At 50.1% G+C, this 15,738-nt stretch carries 16 protein-coding genes; 11 read left to right on the forward strand and 5 right to left on the reverse strand.

The annotated features are described in order from the left end of the window. Window positions 1-35: 35 nt before the first annotated feature. Both ACPLJI_RS08195 and ACPLJI_RS08200 read right to left on the reverse strand, forming a co-directional pair. Window positions 36-800: an ABC transporter permease gene (locus tag ACPLJI_RS08195; RefSeq protein ID WP_147671490.1), complete on the reverse strand. Its 765-nt coding sequence runs from the start codon at window positions 798-800 to the stop codon at window positions 36-38. A 4-nt stretch (window positions 801-804) separates the two neighbouring features. After that, window positions 805-1,743 (reverse strand): ATP-binding cassette domain-containing protein, encoded by a 939-nt coding sequence (locus ACPLJI_RS08200; RefSeq protein ID WP_424731441.1) that lies wholly within the window; start codon window positions 1,741-1,743, stop codon window positions 805-807. 209 nt (window positions 1,744-1,952) lie between these two features. Between ACPLJI_RS08200 and kaiC the strand changes: the two genes are divergently transcribed. The 3 genes from kaiC to ACPLJI_RS08215 are packed head-to-tail and all read left to right on the forward strand — an operon-like array spanning window position 1,953 to window position 5,622. Then, the gene (kaiC, locus tag ACPLJI_RS08205; protein WP_424741236.1) at window positions 1,953-3,374 is read left to right on the forward strand and encodes a circadian clock protein KaiC; all 1,422 of its coding nucleotides are present in this window, start codon (window positions 1,953-1,955) and stop codon (window positions 3,372-3,374) included. Between the two features lie 3 nt (window positions 3,375-3,377). Continuing rightward, window positions 3,378-3,623 carry a circadian clock KaiB family protein gene (locus ACPLJI_RS08210; protein ID WP_424730241.1) on the forward strand — a complete coding sequence of 82 codons (246 nt, stop codon included), beginning with the start codon at window positions 3,378-3,380 and terminating at the stop codon, window positions 3,621-3,623. A 10-nt stretch (window positions 3,624-3,633) separates the two neighbouring features. Next, window positions 3,634-5,622 carry an MEDS domain-containing protein gene (locus ACPLJI_RS08215; protein ID WP_424730240.1) on the forward strand — a complete coding sequence of 663 codons (1,989 nt, stop codon included), beginning with the start codon at window positions 3,634-3,636 and terminating at the stop codon, window positions 5,620-5,622. Between the two features lie 3 nt (window positions 5,623-5,625). Here ACPLJI_RS08215 and ACPLJI_RS08220 read toward each other — a convergent pair whose 3' ends face one another. Next, the gene (locus ACPLJI_RS08220) at window positions 5,626-5,859 is read right to left on the reverse strand and encodes a hypothetical protein (protein ID WP_424730239.1); all 234 of its coding nucleotides are present in this window, start codon (window positions 5,857-5,859) and stop codon (window positions 5,626-5,628) included. Between the two features lie 258 nt (window positions 5,860-6,117). Here ACPLJI_RS08220 and ACPLJI_RS08225 point away from each other — a divergent pair, with 258 nt between their 5' ends. Continuing rightward, window positions 6,118-7,464, forward strand: coding sequence for an MBL fold metallo-hydrolase (locus tag ACPLJI_RS08225; RefSeq protein ID WP_424730238.1), 1,347 nt, complete (start codon window positions 6,118-6,120; stop codon window positions 7,462-7,464). 3 nt (window positions 7,465-7,467) lie between these two features. Next, on the forward strand, window positions 7,468-7,944 hold the full coding sequence (locus tag ACPLJI_RS08230; protein WP_013296272.1) for a pyridoxamine 5'-phosphate oxidase family protein: 477 nt from the start codon (window positions 7,468-7,470) through the stop codon (window positions 7,942-7,944). Window positions 7,945-8,155: 211 nt separating this feature from the next. Here ACPLJI_RS08230 and ACPLJI_RS08235 read toward each other — a convergent pair whose 3' ends face one another. Further along, window positions 8,156-9,004: a UbiA family prenyltransferase gene (locus ACPLJI_RS08235; RefSeq protein ID WP_424730237.1), complete on the reverse strand. Its 849-nt coding sequence runs from the start codon at window positions 9,002-9,004 to the stop codon at window positions 8,156-8,158. 127 nt (window positions 9,005-9,131) lie between these two features. Between ACPLJI_RS08235 and ACPLJI_RS08240 the strand changes: the two genes are divergently transcribed. The 5 genes from ACPLJI_RS08240 (at window position 9,132) to ACPLJI_RS08260 (ending at window position 13,251) form a co-directional block, all read left to right on the forward strand. Then, window positions 9,132-9,791: a diacylglycerol/polyprenol kinase family protein gene (locus ACPLJI_RS08240; protein WP_013296274.1), complete on the forward strand. Its 660-nt coding sequence runs from the start codon at window positions 9,132-9,134 to the stop codon at window positions 9,789-9,791. Next, window positions 9,788-10,390, forward strand: coding sequence for a thymidylate kinase (locus ACPLJI_RS08245; protein WP_424730236.1), 603 nt, complete (start codon window positions 9,788-9,790; stop codon window positions 10,388-10,390). Before ACPLJI_RS08240 ends, ACPLJI_RS08245 begins: the two co-directional genes overlap by 4 nt. Continuing rightward, window positions 10,362-11,141: an MBL fold metallo-hydrolase gene (locus ACPLJI_RS08250; protein ID WP_424730235.1), complete on the forward strand. Its 780-nt coding sequence runs from the start codon at window positions 10,362-10,364 to the stop codon at window positions 11,139-11,141. The genes ACPLJI_RS08245 and ACPLJI_RS08250 overlap by 29 nt, the downstream gene beginning before the upstream one ends. Before the next feature lie 36 nt (window positions 11,142-11,177). Next, window positions 11,178-12,038 (forward strand): hypothetical protein, encoded by an 861-nt coding sequence (locus ACPLJI_RS08255; RefSeq protein ID WP_424730234.1) that lies wholly within the window; start codon window positions 11,178-11,180, stop codon window positions 12,036-12,038. A 115-nt stretch (window positions 12,039-12,153) separates the two neighbouring features. Next, a complete protein-coding gene (locus ACPLJI_RS08260) occupies window positions 12,154-13,251 on the forward strand; it encodes an inositol-3-phosphate synthase (RefSeq protein ID WP_424730233.1) in 1,098 nt (365 codons plus the stop codon). A gap of 148 nt (window positions 13,252-13,399) precedes the next feature. On the opposite strand, the gene ACPLJI_RS08265 is transcribed toward ACPLJI_RS08260, so the two are convergent. Next, a complete protein-coding gene (locus ACPLJI_RS08265; protein ID WP_013296279.1) occupies window positions 13,400-13,585 on the reverse strand; it encodes an ATP-binding protein in 186 nt (61 codons plus the stop codon). 174 nt (window positions 13,586-13,759) lie between these two features. On the opposite strand from ACPLJI_RS08265, the gene oadA reads away from it, so the two are divergent. Continuing rightward, window positions 13,760-15,466, forward strand: coding sequence for a sodium-extruding oxaloacetate decarboxylase subunit alpha (oadA, locus tag ACPLJI_RS08270; protein WP_424730263.1), 1,707 nt, complete (start codon window positions 13,760-13,762; stop codon window positions 15,464-15,466). Window positions 15,467-15,738: the final 272 nt, after the last annotated feature.

The raw sequence follows: 15,738 nt of genomic DNA on the forward strand, positions 1-15,738 counted from the left end.
TTATTTCATCACATTAAACTCTGCTCCTTATTTCATCACATTAAACTCTGCTCCTTCCTGTTGAAGAGGAAGGCCGATGCAAGGACGGCTGCAACTGCAAAAACCGATATCACTGCAACGTTAACCTCAAGTGGAAGCACCGAATTTCTCAGTATTGTGAATCTGAGGGCGTCAACTGCATATGTCAGGGGGTTTATATAGACTGCGCCCTGAAGCCATGCAGGGAGTCCGGTTATTGGGAATAGGGCCCCGCTCAGGAGAAATATGGGGAGCACTATGAAACTCATGATAAGATTGAAACCCTCCATGCTGTCTGTGAAGGCCGCTATCATGAGTCCCAGGCCACCGAGGCCCATGGATATTATCAAGGCTATCACCATGCTCACAATGAAACACAGGGGCGACATTGTAACTCCAACTATGAATGAAAGGGCCAGGAGGATGGCCGCCTGTATCATCGAGGCAGTGCTTATACCCAGGGCCTTCCCAATCACTATGGAGGGCCTTGATATGGGTGCAACCAGTATCTCCTTGAGGAAGCCGTACTGGCGATCTATGATCACAGAGACCCCTGAGAATATGCTTGTGAAGAGGATGGTCTGGCCTATGATGCCCGGGTAGATGAAGGCCTTATAGCCCCCCTGAACTCCCCCAAACCTCACAGCCGCCCCCAGACCCGTCCCGAATATTATGAGCCAGAGGAGGGGGGTCACCACGGAGGTGACTATCCTGGAACGGTAACGGAAGAACCTCTTCATCTCACGAAGCCATATTGTGTATATACCCTCAATTTCAGCCATGCTATCATGCCTCACTTATAGTCCTTCCGGTGTACCTTATGAACACATCCTCAAGGGTCGGGTGCTCAAGCTCCACAGCCCTCACATAGAAGCCCCTTCTTGCTGCGAGGTTAACTATCTCGGGGACCAGGTTCTCACCCCTCTCAACCATTAACCTGACCTGGTCATCCATGAGGTGTGCCTCCTTAACGTACTCCTGGTTTCCAAGGATATCATAGAATTCCTCTGCACGGTCCACCCTCACGGTGATTGTGTCTGCCCCAAGCTCCCTCTTGAGGTTTGCAGGGCTGTCAGCCTTTATTATCTCTCCACGGCTCATTATGGCCACCTCATCGCAGAGTTTATCTGCTTCCTCCATGTAGTGGGTGGTGAGGAGCACGGTAACGTCCTCCTCCCTGTTGAGCCTCTCTATGTACCTCCAGATACTCTCCCTTGTCTGCGGGTCGAGTCCAAGGGTTGGCTCGTCAAGGAAGAGTACCCGGGGGTGGTGTATCAGGCCACGGCCTATCTCGAGGCGCCTTTTCATGCCCCCTGAGTATGTCTTCACATACTCATCGGCCTTATCACCTAGTGCTATGAGTTCAAGGACCTCATCTATCCTCCTCTCCCTTATATCCCTGGGGACCCCGTAGAGGGCGGCGTGCATTTCAAGGTGTTCCCTCCCTGTTAGTATGTCATCGAGGGCCCTTGACTGGAAGACTATGCCTATGGACTCCCTCACCCTCCTGGCCTCCCTCACTATGTCGTAGCCGTTTACCGTGCCACTCCCTGCTGTGGGGTGGAGTATGGTGCAGAGCATTGATATCAGTGTGGTTTTACCTGCGCCGTTAGGCCCGAGGACACCATAAATTGAGTTTTCAGGGACCTCCAGATCCACAGAATTAACCGCCAGGAAATCATCATATCTCTTGCTTATACCCTCTGTTTCAATTATATTATCCATAGGAACCCCCTTCAGTTGATGCTCAGATCTGATCGTCACAAGTATTTTATGCCTTAAGTGATTAATATAGTATCAAGTGGAAATCCGGACGGATCACATCATGGATTCCCATGCACTTCTACGTGTTCAGAGTCCAGGAGGAGGTCAGAATCCAGCCTGGATCACATCATGGATTTCCCGTGAACTTCTACTCATGAGGGGGTGGTTGGTTGAGGTTCAGGTCCATTGAAAAGTCGCCTACCGGCATAAAGGGCCTTGATATGGTAACAGGGGGTGGTTTCCCTGAGGGCAGAAACACACTCATCTATGGCGGCCCAGGTACAGGAAAGACATTCATTGCAGTTGAGTTCCTTCTTAACGGTGCATCCTACTATGGAGAACCGGGTGTGCTTGTGAGCTTTGATGAACGGCAGAGGAATATAGTTGAGAACTTCCAGTCCGATGACAGGGCCCTTGAAAAACTGATTAAGGATGGAAAAATATTTATTGAGGACGTTTCAGGGGCTCCAGATCCCAGTATAGGATCCTACAGTCTGGATGCCCTTAAGATAAGGATCGAGGATGCTGTTAAAACCACCGGGGCCAGGAGGGTTGTCCTTGATAAGGTTGACAGCCTCTTTGATGGTGTATCAGATAGGGGGCCCCTCCACATGGAACTGCGCCACATCATATCCTGGCTGAATTTGATGGGGGTTACAAGCGTATTCACCGCAGGGGACTCTGGGGGCAAGCCAACACATGGATTTGAGGACTACATCTCTGACTGTGTCATACACCTCACCCACACCTTCGATGGGGAGGTTGGAACAAGACACATGAGAATAGTCAAGTACCGTGGTTCCAGCCACGGCCTCAACAGGTACCCATTCCTCATCAATGAGAGGGGAATCTCAATCTTCCCTATAACCTCCCTCAAACTGGATTACAGTGTCAGCAGGGAACTCGTATCCACAGGAATACCCGACCTTGATGATATGCTGGGTGGGGGCATATACAGGGGTTCAAGTATCCTGATATCAGGTACTACAGGGGCCGGTAAGACCACCATTCTTTCAAAGTTTGCCTATGAGGCCTGCCGCCGCGGTGAACGCTGCCTCTACTTTGCCAATGAGGAGCCCGCGGATCAGATAATCCGGAACATGGAATCGGTGGGGATCCAGCTCAAAGATCATATTGATGATAAACTCATGATACACTCCAATAGGCCCACATCACTGGGACTTGAATCCCACCTGACCGGGATGCAGGACCTTTTAATGGACTTCAAACCTGATACTGTACTTGTGGACCCTGTTACTAGCCTTGCAGCTGCAGGTGGACCCTCAAATAGGGTCAGCAATGCAAAGAACCTCTTCATAAGGTTCACCGATTTTCTGAAGTCACGGGGTGTGACCTCCCTCTTCACATACCTTATAAGGTCACCGGTCACCGCAACCCAGACTGAACTTGAGATCTCATCACTGATTGATACCTGGATTGTCCTGGAGCATGTGAGGACCAACGGTGATTACAAGAGGCTCCTCCGCATACTAAAGAGCAGGGGAATGGACCACTCAAGCAGCGTCGCAGAGATGAAATTCAGTGAAAGGGGGATTCTCATCAAGGGGGATCCTGGTGAGAGTGGGAGATGAGTCATGATCCATCTGCGCATATACATCGCCGGCGATAACCTTTCAGCTGCGGCCCTTGAAAACCTCAGGAATGTTATGGGTGATGATGCGAAGCTAGAGGTTGTTGATGTCCGTGGAAACCCCGAGATTGCAAGGGAGAATGGAATCATTGCCATTCCGACCCTGGAGAGGATAAGCCCAAGCCCCATGCGGAGGGTTATAGGGGACCTCAATGACCCTGATGCCCTGCGCAGATTCATAGGTATCTGAGGTGCATGCCATGGAGAATGCAATCAGGAGGATCAATGACCTCATTGATGAGAGGAGAGAGGAGGATACCCTATCACTCATCAGGGATATGGAAGCAGGGGACCATATCTGCATCATATACGATGATGAGGCTGAGTGGAGGAGGATCATTGTTCCCTTCATCATCGAGGGCCTCAGGAGGGGTGAGAGGTGCATATACATAGCCAGCCAGAGGACATGCGAAACCATCAGGGAGGAGCTCGGCAGGAAGATCCCTGTTTCCATGTTTGAAGCCGGAGGGAGCCTCAGGATAATGAATGAAACTGAGGCTTACACAGAGGGGGGTTTCTTTGACCCTGAAAGGATGCTTGACCTCCTTGAATCCGAAACAGAAAATGCGGTTGCCGAGGGCTTCACTGGCCTCAGGGTTACCGGTGAAATGAGCTGGGTCCTCAGGGGCCTCCCCGGGAGCGAAAGGCTGATAGAGTATGAGGCCAGACTCAACAATTTCTTCCCGGGATCGGACTGCCTTGCCATCTGCCAGTACCACAGGCAACTCTTCAGCCCCGATGTGATCAGGGGAGTCCTGCTCACCCACCCCATAGTTGTCTGGAACTCAGGTGTGTACAGAAACCCATACTATATAAGCCCGGAGCTTATCCTCAGCGGTGAAGAAGGTGAGAGGGAGGTGGATAACTGGCTCGAGAATATAAAAAGGGAGAATGAACTTTTAAGGTCCCTTGAAAACATCAAAAAGCTCTATGATGAGTTCATAAACCACAGTCCATGGATAGTGTTCCTCAAGGATTTCAGGTCAAGGTACGTGATTGCAAACAGCAGGTTTTCAGAGCTTGTGGGAACAGAGGATATCACCGGAAAGACCGACTTTGATCTGATGGACAGAGAAGCCGCTGAGGCCTGCCTTGAGTCCGACAGGATGGCCCTGAGGGACGGTGAATCCTACACTGAAGAGGAAGTTAAGGGCAGGGTCTACGGGGTATACAAATTTGGTTTTAAGCTGCCCGATGGTAGAAGGGGTGTCGGGGGCTTTGCAGTTGATATAACCCAGAGAAAGGTGTATGAACGGGACATTGAAACCTCGAGGAACAACTTCTTGGGTATCGTTGAGAACAGCCCGGAGCCCATGGTGATAGTGGATCTGGATGGCAAACTCCTCTACTCAAACCCTGCTGGCAGAAAGTTCTTTGGCTGGCCCCCCGATTACAGGGGTGGGCACATCGGAGTACCCCTCAGGAGGGAGATACAGGAGATCAGGGTCCTTTCTGCTGACGGCCAGGTTCGGGTGGCTGAGATGATGGTGACAGACACTGTCTGGGAGGGCAGAAAATCCCTCCTTATCAGACTCCATGATATAACCAGGCTCCGTGAATATGAGATTTCCCTGAAGAGGTCCCTCAGGGAGAAGGAGGTGATGCTCAGGGAGATACATCACAGGGTCAAAAACAACCTCCAGATAATATCCAGCCTCCTTAACCTCCAGAGATGCTCTATCCAGGATGAGAGGGCTGCCGACGTATTCACCGATAGTGTTAACCGTGTCAAGTCCATGGCCATGATACATGAGAAACTGTACCAGTCAGAGAGCCTTGCTGACCTACCATTCTCAGAGTACATAATTGACCTCGTATCTGAGATCAGGTCAAATTATCTTGAAAAAAGGATATCGGTTAACTACGATATGGAGGACATTCACCTGGATATAAACAGGGCCATACCGGCAGGTTTAATAGTCAACGAGGCCGTCACCAACGCCATGAAGCATGCGTTCAAATCAGGTGAAGGTGAACTCATCATACGCCTATTTTCGAGGGAGGGCATGGTCCATGTGGAGGTTGAGGATGACGGACCCGGTCTTTCAGCGGACTTTGATACAGATACCGGCGGCGGCCTTGGCATGGATCTTATGAGAAACCTTGCATCGCAGCTCGATGGTGAACTCAGAATCAGGGGGGATAATGGCGTGCGAGTGAGCCTTGTTTTCCCGGCACAGAAAAACTGAATGTTAAGGAGAGGTAATGTCCTGAAGATCGACGTTGATGTTCACACCAGGACCATCATCTCCTGTGAATGTGACCTCATCCCATGACCATGAGGACGTTGACGTGTACACCAAAAAAACCATTAAATCGGACCTCCCGGTGATCCTCCAGCGGCTGTCAGTGTTGTGGCCGGGATCCCTGATGTCCCTCAATACTGTTGAGGGGCGGCATATGGTTGTAAGTAAGTCTGTTTTCATCTGTCTTTTACCTTCTCCATTAAGAACCTTCGGTGCTGCTTAGCCGGTACCGCGTCTCTTATGGTTGTCACCATGCCCTATCATGTGCGTACCTTTCATGGAGGGTTGATTCGTGGCCCAGAAACCCTGATGTCCTGGAATGAAGAGCTGGTCCCGGAAAAATCCCCTTGAAACTCCACAGGGCACTTCACCGAACTATTCGCTGCTCTGGAAAATGATAAATAAGCCGGTTTACATATTAATTAGCCGGTGAGGTGCATGATATTCGAGATAATAAGGTCGGAGGGGCTATCCCATAATTCCTATTTTCTTGCATCTGGTGGCGAGGCTGCTGTTGTGGATCCAAGAAGGGATGTGGACGTGTACCTTGAACTTGCAGAAAAAAACAGCGTGAACATCAGGTACATCTTTGAGACCCACCGCAATGAGGACTACACCATTGGCTCTGTGGAACTGGCGCGGTACGTGGATGCTGAGATACTCCACGGGGCGCATCTGGATTTCGAGTATGGTACGGCTGTGGTTGAGGGTGACACCTTCAGACTGGGGAACCTTGAACTGGAGGTCCTTGAAACACCCGGGCACACCTATGAGAGCATATCGGTGGCTGTGCGTGATACCACCGTCTCAGATGAATGCCTGATGGTCTTCACCGGTGACGTGCTATTCGCTGGTGAAACAGGGCGTGTTGATTTCTTTGGACCTGAAAAAATCCCTGAAACCGCAGGGTTGCTCTATGATAGTATACATGAGAAGATAATCCCCCTGGGAGACCATGTTGTGGTCTGCCCGGCCCATGGAGCAGGTTCGGTCTGCGGGGCGGACATAAGGGACATGGATACAACAACGATTGGGTATGAGAGGCTCACAAACCCCTACCTGCAGATGGGAAGGGACGAGTTCACTGAACACAAGATTTCCGAGAGACTCTACACACCACCATACTTCCGGAGGATGGAGGAGAACAACCTGAGGGGTGCTCCTGTGGAGAACCCCAACCTTGAAGCCCTCCCTGTCCCTGAATTCAGGGAACTGCTGGATGAAAGCGCCCAGGTGGTTGATGTCCGGAACCCCACAAGCTTCTCATCTGGCCACATACCCGGAAGTCTGAACATCTGGCAGGACGGCTTCGCAGCCTTTGCAGGTTACTTCCTCAACTACGACGACCCTGTACTGGTGGTTGATGACGGGAGGGGCGTTGAATCTGTGAGGAGGTCCCTTATAAGGCTCGGCTATGATAACATGGCAGGTTACCTTGCAGGGGGATTCCCCTCCTGGTACATGGCTGGACTCGAGTTTAATGCCATAAGGTCCATGAGCGTCCATGAACTCAGAGAACTTGAAGGTGACATCTTCCTCCTTGATGTGCGTAAGATCACAGACAGGGAGAGGTTCCATATTGAGGGCTCAGAGCACATCTGGGTGGGGGATCTCCCTGATAACGTTGACATGATCCCCAAGAAGGACGTGGTTATATACTGTGATTCAGGTTACAAGTCAACGATGGCTGCCAGCATACTTGAGAGTCATGGTTTCAGCACCACAACTGTACTTGGGGGTATCGGCGCATGGCTTAGGGCAGGTTACCCTGTGGTGGAGGTGTGAGTAATGACTATGGTCAAGATCCCCCTCATGAGCAGGGAGGAATACGATGAGTTCATAAGGGACAACTTCATGAGCAGGATAGCCTTCAACGGTGACTATCCATACATAGCCCCCTTCCTCTATGTATTCGATGGGGAACACATCTACTTCCTCTCAACAAGGTACGGGAGGAAGATAGAGCTCCTCAAGAAAAACCCCTATGTCGCAGTGGAGATAGAACACTACGAGGATGATCTATCAGATTATCGCTTCGTTACACTGCAGGGGCAGATAGTCGAGGAGAAGGACCCCTCCACAAGGAAGAGGGTTAAGAGGATGTTTGCTGACCTCATAGAGAAGCACGGCTTATCCAGGAACATCCTGAAGGCCTTTGGTCATTCGCCTGAGGATCCTCTGACATGCCTTGTGGAGATGGACCGTTCCTATGTATGGAAACTGGTGGATGTGGTTGATATTGTGGGCATAAAAAGCGGTGAGTAGAGGTAAATGAGAGTAAGTGGTTCCAGGTGTTTGGCCACCTGGAACAGGTTAGGGGGGGTTAATGTAGAAAAAGTTTAGGGTGTTGAAGGAGTTAAATGAAGGTTGGGGGGATGAACATCTACTCCTTCACCTACCCTGCTACTCATTCTTCTTCACATAGACTAAAGGTTTTTTGTGAATAATTTCACTCATCTCATATTTTTTGTGACATCTAAATTACCATGGCAGCCATCCTTGTTACGGTGCCGCTTCCAGCGGCAAATGCCAGGAACGTCACCGCCATCCCTGCCTTTATGAGTCCTGAAACACGTGAGGCAGTTTCCCTATCCTGGACTTTGAGTATCATGAAGGCGGCCCTCAGGAAGAAAAGCACTGCAACTGCAAGGACAGGGATATAAAGGATTGAAAATATCCCAATAATGTAAAGGCTTGGGCTTGTGAGGCTAGCGGATAACATGAAGGCGGCCGCAAGGATCCCTGAAACCCTCATGCCATGTGTTATGGGGAGAGTGGTTGCACCCTCAACCTGGTCCCCCTCCACGTCCTCCATGTCCTTGACTATCTCCCTCGCCATGGTCATTAGGAAGGCATAGATTCCAAGGTAAATGGAGGCAGAGAGCTCACCGACAACTATGCCACCAAATACGAAGCTCATCCCTGTTAGAAAGGATATGGTTATGTTGCCAACAAGGCACCTCTTCTTGAGGCTCCGGGCATAGTACACCATGAGCAGGGAACTTGAAGCCACCACAAGACCGGGCAGGGGGCCAAGGTAGAACCCCAGTGCTGACGCTAAAACAAAAAGTAAGGCCGAATAGGTCCCTGCAGCCCTTCTTGTGATCCTCCCTGATGGTATGGGGCGTGATGGCCTGTTGATTCTATCAATTTCATGATCGAAGTAGTCATTTATCACATTACCTGCACCTGTGGCCGTGAAAACAACGATGCAGGCAATAAGAACATCAACATCAAACCTGCCGGCAATGAGGGCCATGAGTATAACGGTTATTACCGCCATGACAGCGTTTACTGGTCTAAGTATCTCAATGTAAGGGTTCATGCGAAAACCTCCATCAGCTCTACACCTCCCATAAAAGTCCAGCATACCTGAATTACTCGCAGCTTTTAAATATATCAATCATGATAAATCAAAAGCCACTTATACCTTGAGTTACTCCATAATTCCTATGAGCGGCAGTGACATTCTTGGACTTCTGATGGTATATCTGTATGTTGCGGTTTTACTGATTGTATCCGAGAGGCTCCTTGGTGATAGACCAAACCTGAGCCGGAAATTTGTACATATAATGGTTGGTAACATCCTATTTATATTACCCCTCTTTGATAGCCGGCTGGTTATAACATTCCTGGCGGCGGCACCATTCATACCCCTCACATTCCTCATAAGCCCCTACTCACCACTGAAGATAAAGCACAGGGCTTCCTCCTATGGCCATGGCCTCGGCCTCGTCTACTACTCCGTATCCTGGACCGTGCTGGCCTACCTATTCTTCAACACCCCCTGGGTCACGGGTATAGGGATAGCCGCCATGTCCTATGGTGACGGCCTTGCAAGCCTTATAGGTGAGAGGTTCGGCAGGACAACATTCAGTGTACTGGGGGACAGAAAGAGCCTGGAGGGTTCCCTTGGGATGTTCCTCACCCTCATGGTGACGCTGCCCGTGGTCCTAATCTACTACTCACAGAACATTACCCCGGTTATCATACTGGGGGTCGCCCTGGTATCAACGGTACTGGAGGCCCTCACCCCCCGGGGCCTTGACAACCTGACAGCATGCTTCGGGGCAGTTGCAGCCTACATAATCCTCGGGGGAATGTCTGTTTGAGGTTCATAGTCATAGATGGCCTTGACGGGGCAGGGAAGGACACCCACGCCGAACTCATAAGAAGGAGGTACCTTGAGCGTGGTGAGCGCGTAATATTCAGGTCCCACCCTGAGGAGGATAACCCCTACGGTAAAAGGGCCAGGAAGGCCCTCCTGATTGGGGGAAGGATTAACCACATCAGGGCCGCAGTTTTCTATGCGCTGGACGTCATAAGGTCCCTCTGGCTCTACCACTGGCGCTCCAACCCCGGCCCCGACACCCTCATATTCTCAAGGTACCTCATGGGTGTGGCCTACCTCCCGGGGCCGCTGGCATCAATAATGTACCGCCTGCTCTCAAGGGTCCTCCCCACCACCAAGTACATGTTCTTCCTTGACGTATCACCTGAGGAGTCCCTGAGAAGGTTAAGGGAGAGGGATGAACATGAGATGTTCGAGAACCTGGAGGACCTCACAAGGACAAGGGAAAAGGCCCTCAGGCTTGCCAGTGACTGGTACATAATAAACACAGAGGACCCCATAGCTGATGTGCAGCGAAGGATAGACGAGATACTTGACCTCCTGGACGGTGATGCTGCTGAAAATTGTGTGCCTTGTTGAGGACACCCCAAAGACCCCCCTGATGGGTGAACATGGTCTCTCACTGTACATCGAGTCCGACATCAGGATACTCTTTGATATGGGCCAGAGCAGACTCTTTGCAGAGAATGCCAGAAGACTGGGAGTTGACCTCAGGGAGGTGGATCTGGCAGTTATATCCCACGGCCACTATGACCATGGAGGCGGACTCAGGCACTTCCTTGAAATCAATGACTCTGCAGATGTCCTCCTGGGGGAGGGGGCATTTAACCCGCGCTATGCCATTAATGGTGACTGGAGGTTCATAGGCCTCGAGGAAATCCACGACGAGAGAATAAGATTCCTGTGTAAAACTGAGATTTTTCCAGATTTCACGATTATTCGGGATTTTGGAGATCTTTTCGAGAGACCAGCCGGCAACAGAACACTCTTTGAATGTTCAAATGGAGAACCTGTTCCTGACAGCTTCTCCGATGAACTGGCCCTTGTCATTGAAGACGATGGCTATCTTAACCTCATAACGGGTTGCTCCCACAATGGCATACTCAACATTGTCAGCAAGGCCTATGATATCTTTCATGAACCCGTTGATCTCCTTGTGGGTGGTTTCCACCTTGAGGGACCCTCAGAGGGGGTTGCATCCAGGCTCGGAGAATTTGTCAGAGGCCCTATCTACACCGGGCACTGCACATCAGAGGCGGCACGGCTCAGTCTGGCTGAGGGTCTGCCCAATGTCAATCCACTCCAGACAGGCACAGAGATAATCAGATGAAAGATCTTATTAAAGGGGACGTGCAGATATAATAATATGAAGCGGGCCATTATCCTCCTCATGCTATTAATACTCATTCAGGGGGCACATGCACACCAGCCCCGCCTTGTGCACACCGGGGAGGTTACAGTTAAGAACCCGGAGGTTTCACAGGCATTCTATGGTAAACTTGAGGGTGAACCCGTCTACTTCAAGGTGAGTTCCGGGAAACCCTTCAGACTATACGTTAACATTCTGGTTCCACTCTCACCTGATGCCGAGGCTGTTTCTGTGGATATAATAAGGGATGGCAAGGTTATAGGGACACTTGATGGTAACCTGAGTTCCTGGATTCCCTACTTTGAGGAGTTTGGTGGTGACAGTTACTTCAAGGGCCCTGAATTCAACAGGACCGTGGAGGCTGGCACATACTACCTCCGGGTGAGTAACCGGAATAACAGGGGAAGTTACGTTCTTGCTGTGGGTGAGGCTGAATCCTTCCCACCGGATGAGACCCTCAACGCCATTTTTCTTCTCCCCATCCTGAAGTCAGAGGTGTTCGGTGTTCCAGTATTCCTCAACATCCTCCAGTTTCTGGGTGTGGCCATGGGGATGGGGTCATTCCTTGTGCTTCTTCTCCTTTCATGGCGCGGTTACCTTTCAGAAGACGAGCACAGGGACATAAGATGGATTCTCTGGACAGGAATCCTTTTAATCACTGCAGGGTGGATGCCCATCTACCTCAGAAACCCCCTAAATATAATGGGAAACCTGATTAACCTTTCACTAATTTTGATCACTGTACTGACCTGGAGGTTCGATAAGGGGCTTCCAGAATACATTAAGTTCAGGGAAAGTATCCTCCTTGCCTCATGGATAGTTCTACTCATTCTGAGGGCCTCAATTATTAATTACTGATTCCCGCCAGAAGGGGGCGAAACATTTAATAGTTTAGTATGCAAATCTTAAAAAGTAAGTTGATCAATTTTAGCCTTGGTTTATGATTATCACAAATCTCTGAAAGGTGTTTCAATTGGATAAGATAAAGATTGCAATAGTCGGTGTGGGGAACTGTGCCAGCTCCCTGATCCAGGGGATATACTATTACCGTGACAAGGATGCCCGTGATTCAGTAGGACTCATGCACTGGGATATAGGGGGTTACAGGCCGGGGGACATTGAGGTTGTTGCGGCCTTCGATGTGGACAGGAGAAAGGTCGGGAAGGACGTGAGTGAGGCCATATTCGCACCCCCCAACTGCACGACTGTATTCTGTGATGATATACCCGAGATGGGTGTTGAGGTATCCATGGGGTACGTCCTTGATGGTGTGGCGCCCCACATGAAGGATTACCCTGAAGATCAGACCTTCGTTGTGGCAGACACCGAACCCGTTGATGTTGTGGAGGTCCTCAGGGAAAGCGAGGCTGAGATACTCCTCAACTATTTACCCGTGGGATCAGAGGAGGCCGCAAGGTTCTACGCTGAGTGCGCCCTCGAGGCGGGGGTTGCCTACATAAACAACATGCCTGTCTTCATAGCCAGTGACCCTGAATGGGCCACCAGATTTGAGGATAAGGGGATACCTTTGGTTGGTGATGATATAAAGGCCCAGCTTGGAGCCACCATAACCCACAGAACCCTTGCAAACCTCTTCAAAAATAGGGGTGTCAGGCTTGATCGTACCTATCAGATAAACACCGGTGGGAACACGGACTTCCTCAACATGCTTAACCGTGACAGGCTTGACTCAAAGAAGGAATCCAAGACAGAGGCTGTCCAGTCAATACTGGGTGAGGAAAGGCTGGATGAGGAGAACATCCACATAGGCCCCAGCGACTACATACCATGGCAGAAGGATAACAAGATCTGTTTCCTCAGGATGGAGGGCCGGCTCTTCGGGGATGTCCCCATGAACCTTGAGCTGAGGCTGAGTGTTGAGGACTCACCCAACTCTGCTGGATGCGTCATCGACGCAATAAGGTGCTGCAAACTCGCCATTGACCGTGGCGTGGGCGGAACACTTACATCAATATCAGCCTATACCATGAAACATCCGCCGGTGCAGTACACAGATGATGTTGCCGCCGGTATGGTGGATGAGTTCATTGAGGGTAAAAGAGAGAGATAACCCAATAATCTCAATTTCTGAATGGACCCAGAAAAAATCCTCAATCAAACTATTTTTATAAAAAACCCAATAATCCCAATTTCTGAATGGACCCAGAAAAAATCCTCAATCAAACTATTTTTATAAAAAGGAGTTATCTGGCTGAGGATCAGTCCTCCTCAACCTCTATGCACTCATTTGGGCATACGTCCATGCATACCTCACATTCATTGCACTCCTCAGGGTGCTGGACCTTGAGTTTACCGTCAACTATTATGAGTACCTCCATCGGGCATACATCGACACATTCTCCGCATGCATCACATTCATCATAATCTATGATTATCTTTGCCATTTTGATTCTCCCTTAATATTTGTTGTAAATTTAATGGTTAGGATTAGTATCTCATTCCTTATAACCATTTCAGCCATTGGGATAAATTTATAGAGAATTAATACATCTGCGGTGTATTTAAGGAAGTTCCTACTATGTATATAAAGGATTAAATGATCTCATGAGAGGGTCACGATGAAAGGGATAAAGGTCGTTGAAACAGCATTCAGGGATGCGCACCAGTCACTTCTTGCAACTCGCCTCCGGACACGGGACATGATACCCATCGCAGAGGAGATGGACAGGGCTGGTTTCTTCTCACTGGAGGCGTGGGGAGGCGCAACCTTCGATACATGCATACGTTACCTGAACGAGGATCCATGGGAGAGGCTGCAGAGACTCAAGGAGCACATAAGAAGGACTCCGATACAGATGCTCCTTCGCGGTCAGAACCTTGTGGGTTACAAGCACTACCCCGATGACATCGTAAGGAAGTTCATTGAGAAGTCATATGAAAACGGCGTTGATATCTTCAGGATATTCGACGCCCTTAATGACCTCAGGAACATGGAGTACGCCATAAAGGTTGCCAGGGAACAGGGCGCCCATGTACAGGGTGTTATCTGCTACACCATAAGCCCACACCATACACTTGAAAGTTACGTGGACTTTGCAAGGGAACTGGAGGCCCTTGAATGTGACTCGGTTGCCATTAAGGATATGGCTGGTTTAATTTCACCCCACGATGCCTACGAACTTGTAAGCGCCCTTAAAGAGGAAACAGACCTTATGGTAAATCTTCACTGCCACTGCACAAGTGGTATGACTCCCATGAGTTACTATGCTGCCTGTGAGGCAGGGGTTGACATTCTTGACACTGCAATATCCCCCCTATCATGGGGTGCATCACAGCCTCCAACCGAGAGCCTTGTTGCTGCCCTCAGGGACACCCCATATGATACCGGACTCGACCTCAAGGTCCTGAAGAAAATCAAGAGGTACTTCGAGGAGATCAGGAAGAAGTACAGCAGCATCCTGGACCCCATCGCCGAGCAGATCGACACCGATGTCCTCATATACCAGATACCGGGGGGCATGCTATCAAACCTTGTTGCCCAGCTAAAGGAACAGAACGCCCTTGACAGGTACGAGGAGGTACTTGAGGAGATGCCCCGTGTCAGGAAGGACATGGGTTACCCTCCACTTGTAACCCCAACAAGTCAGATAGTGGGTATACAGGCTGTTATGAACGTTCTTAGCGGTGAAAGATACAGTATGGTCACCAATGAGGTGAAGGACTACTTCCGGGGACTCTACGGTAGACCACCTGCACCGGTAAATGAGGAGGTTGCAAGGAAGGTTATCGGCGATGAGGAGCCCATCGACTGCAGACCCGCAGACATCCTAAAACCCCAGTACGAGGAGTGCAGGAAGAGGGGTGAGGAGATGGGCATCATAGGGAAGGAGGAGGACATACTGACACTCGCACTCTACCCTGCAATAGCACCCAGATTCCTGAGGGGAGAGGTGGAGGAGGAACCACTCGAGCCCCCTGTGGAGGAGAGGGCACCCTCCGGTGATGTGCCAACTGTCTTCCATGTTGAGGTGGACGGTGACGAATTCAACGTCAAGGTTGTACCCACAGGGTACATGACCATAGAGGAGGCTGAACCGGAACCCGTGGATGTTGAGGGTGCCGTTAGGTCAACGATGCAGGGCATGGTTGTGAAGCTGAAGGTCAGTGAGGGTGACCATGTGAATGCAGGGGATGTTGTGGCTGTTATTGAGGCCATGAAAATGGAGAACGACATCCAGACACCCCACGGTGGCGTTGTTGAGAGGATATACAAAGTTGAGGGTGAAAGGGTTGAGACAGACGACATCCTCATGGTCATAAAATAAAATTTTTTTTAATTGTGCTGTGGCCATAGACACCCCGGGTTCTGCCGCAAGACCTGGGCCACATACCACTGTGAGGTCCGGGAATTCGCTCTCATCCCCTTCACTGGCCTTTAGGATTGCACTCATCTATTCCCTCAGGACACTCTCTTCCTTTTTATCCTGAACCCAGATATCAACCGATAATTTAAGGACTCATTCTGCCAGAAGACCAGAAGTTTAACCCAACCGATAATTTAAGGACTCATTCTGCCAGAAGACCAGAAGTTTAACCC

It is taken from the genome of Methanothermobacter sp. (assembly GCF_049720995.1).
Classification (GTDB): domain Archaea; phylum Methanobacteriota; class Methanobacteria; order Methanobacteriales; family Methanothermobacteraceae; genus Methanothermobacter.

Bases quoted from the DNA above. Each gene is read 5' to 3' on its own strand.
- ACPLJI_RS08195 (WP_147671490.1), bottom strand. From the start codon at position 800: ATGGCTGAAATTGAGGGTATATACACAATATGGCTTCGTGAGATGAAG.
- ACPLJI_RS08200 (WP_424731441.1), bottom strand. From the start codon at position 1,743: ATGGATAATATAATTGAAACAGAGGGTATAAGCAAGAGATATGATGAT.
- ACPLJI_RS08210 (WP_424730241.1), top strand. From the start codon at position 3,378: ATGATCCATCTGCGCATATACATCGCCGGCGATAACCTTTCAGCTGCG.
- ACPLJI_RS08215 (WP_424730240.1), top strand. From the start codon at position 3,634: ATGGAGAATGCAATCAGGAGGATCAATGACCTCATTGATGAGAGGAGA.
- ACPLJI_RS08220 (WP_424730239.1), bottom strand. From the start codon at position 5,859: ATGAAAACAGACTTACTTACAACCATATGCCGCCCCTCAACAGTATTG.
- ACPLJI_RS08225 (WP_424730238.1), top strand. From the start codon at position 6,118: ATGATATTCGAGATAATAAGGTCGGAGGGGCTATCCCATAATTCCTAT.
- ACPLJI_RS08230 (WP_013296272.1), top strand. From the start codon at position 7,468: ATGACTATGGTCAAGATCCCCCTCATGAGCAGGGAGGAATACGATGAG.
- ACPLJI_RS08235 (WP_424730237.1), bottom strand. From the start codon at position 9,004: ATGAACCCTTACATTGAGATACTTAGACCAGTAAACGCTGTCATGGCG.
- ACPLJI_RS08240 (WP_013296274.1), top strand. From the start codon at position 9,132: ATGAGCGGCAGTGACATTCTTGGACTTCTGATGGTATATCTGTATGTT.
- ACPLJI_RS08250 (WP_424730235.1), top strand. From the start codon at position 10,362: ATGCTGCTGAAAATTGTGTGCCTTGTTGAGGACACCCCAAAGACCCCC.
- ACPLJI_RS08255 (WP_424730234.1), top strand. From the start codon at position 11,178: ATGAAGCGGGCCATTATCCTCCTCATGCTATTAATACTCATTCAGGGG.
- ACPLJI_RS08265 (WP_013296279.1), bottom strand. From the start codon at position 13,585: ATGGCAAAGATAATCATAGATTATGATGAATGTGATGCATGCGGAGAA.
- oadA (WP_424730263.1), top strand. From the start codon at position 13,760: ATGAAAGGGATAAAGGTCGTTGAAACAGCATTCAGGGATGCGCACCAG.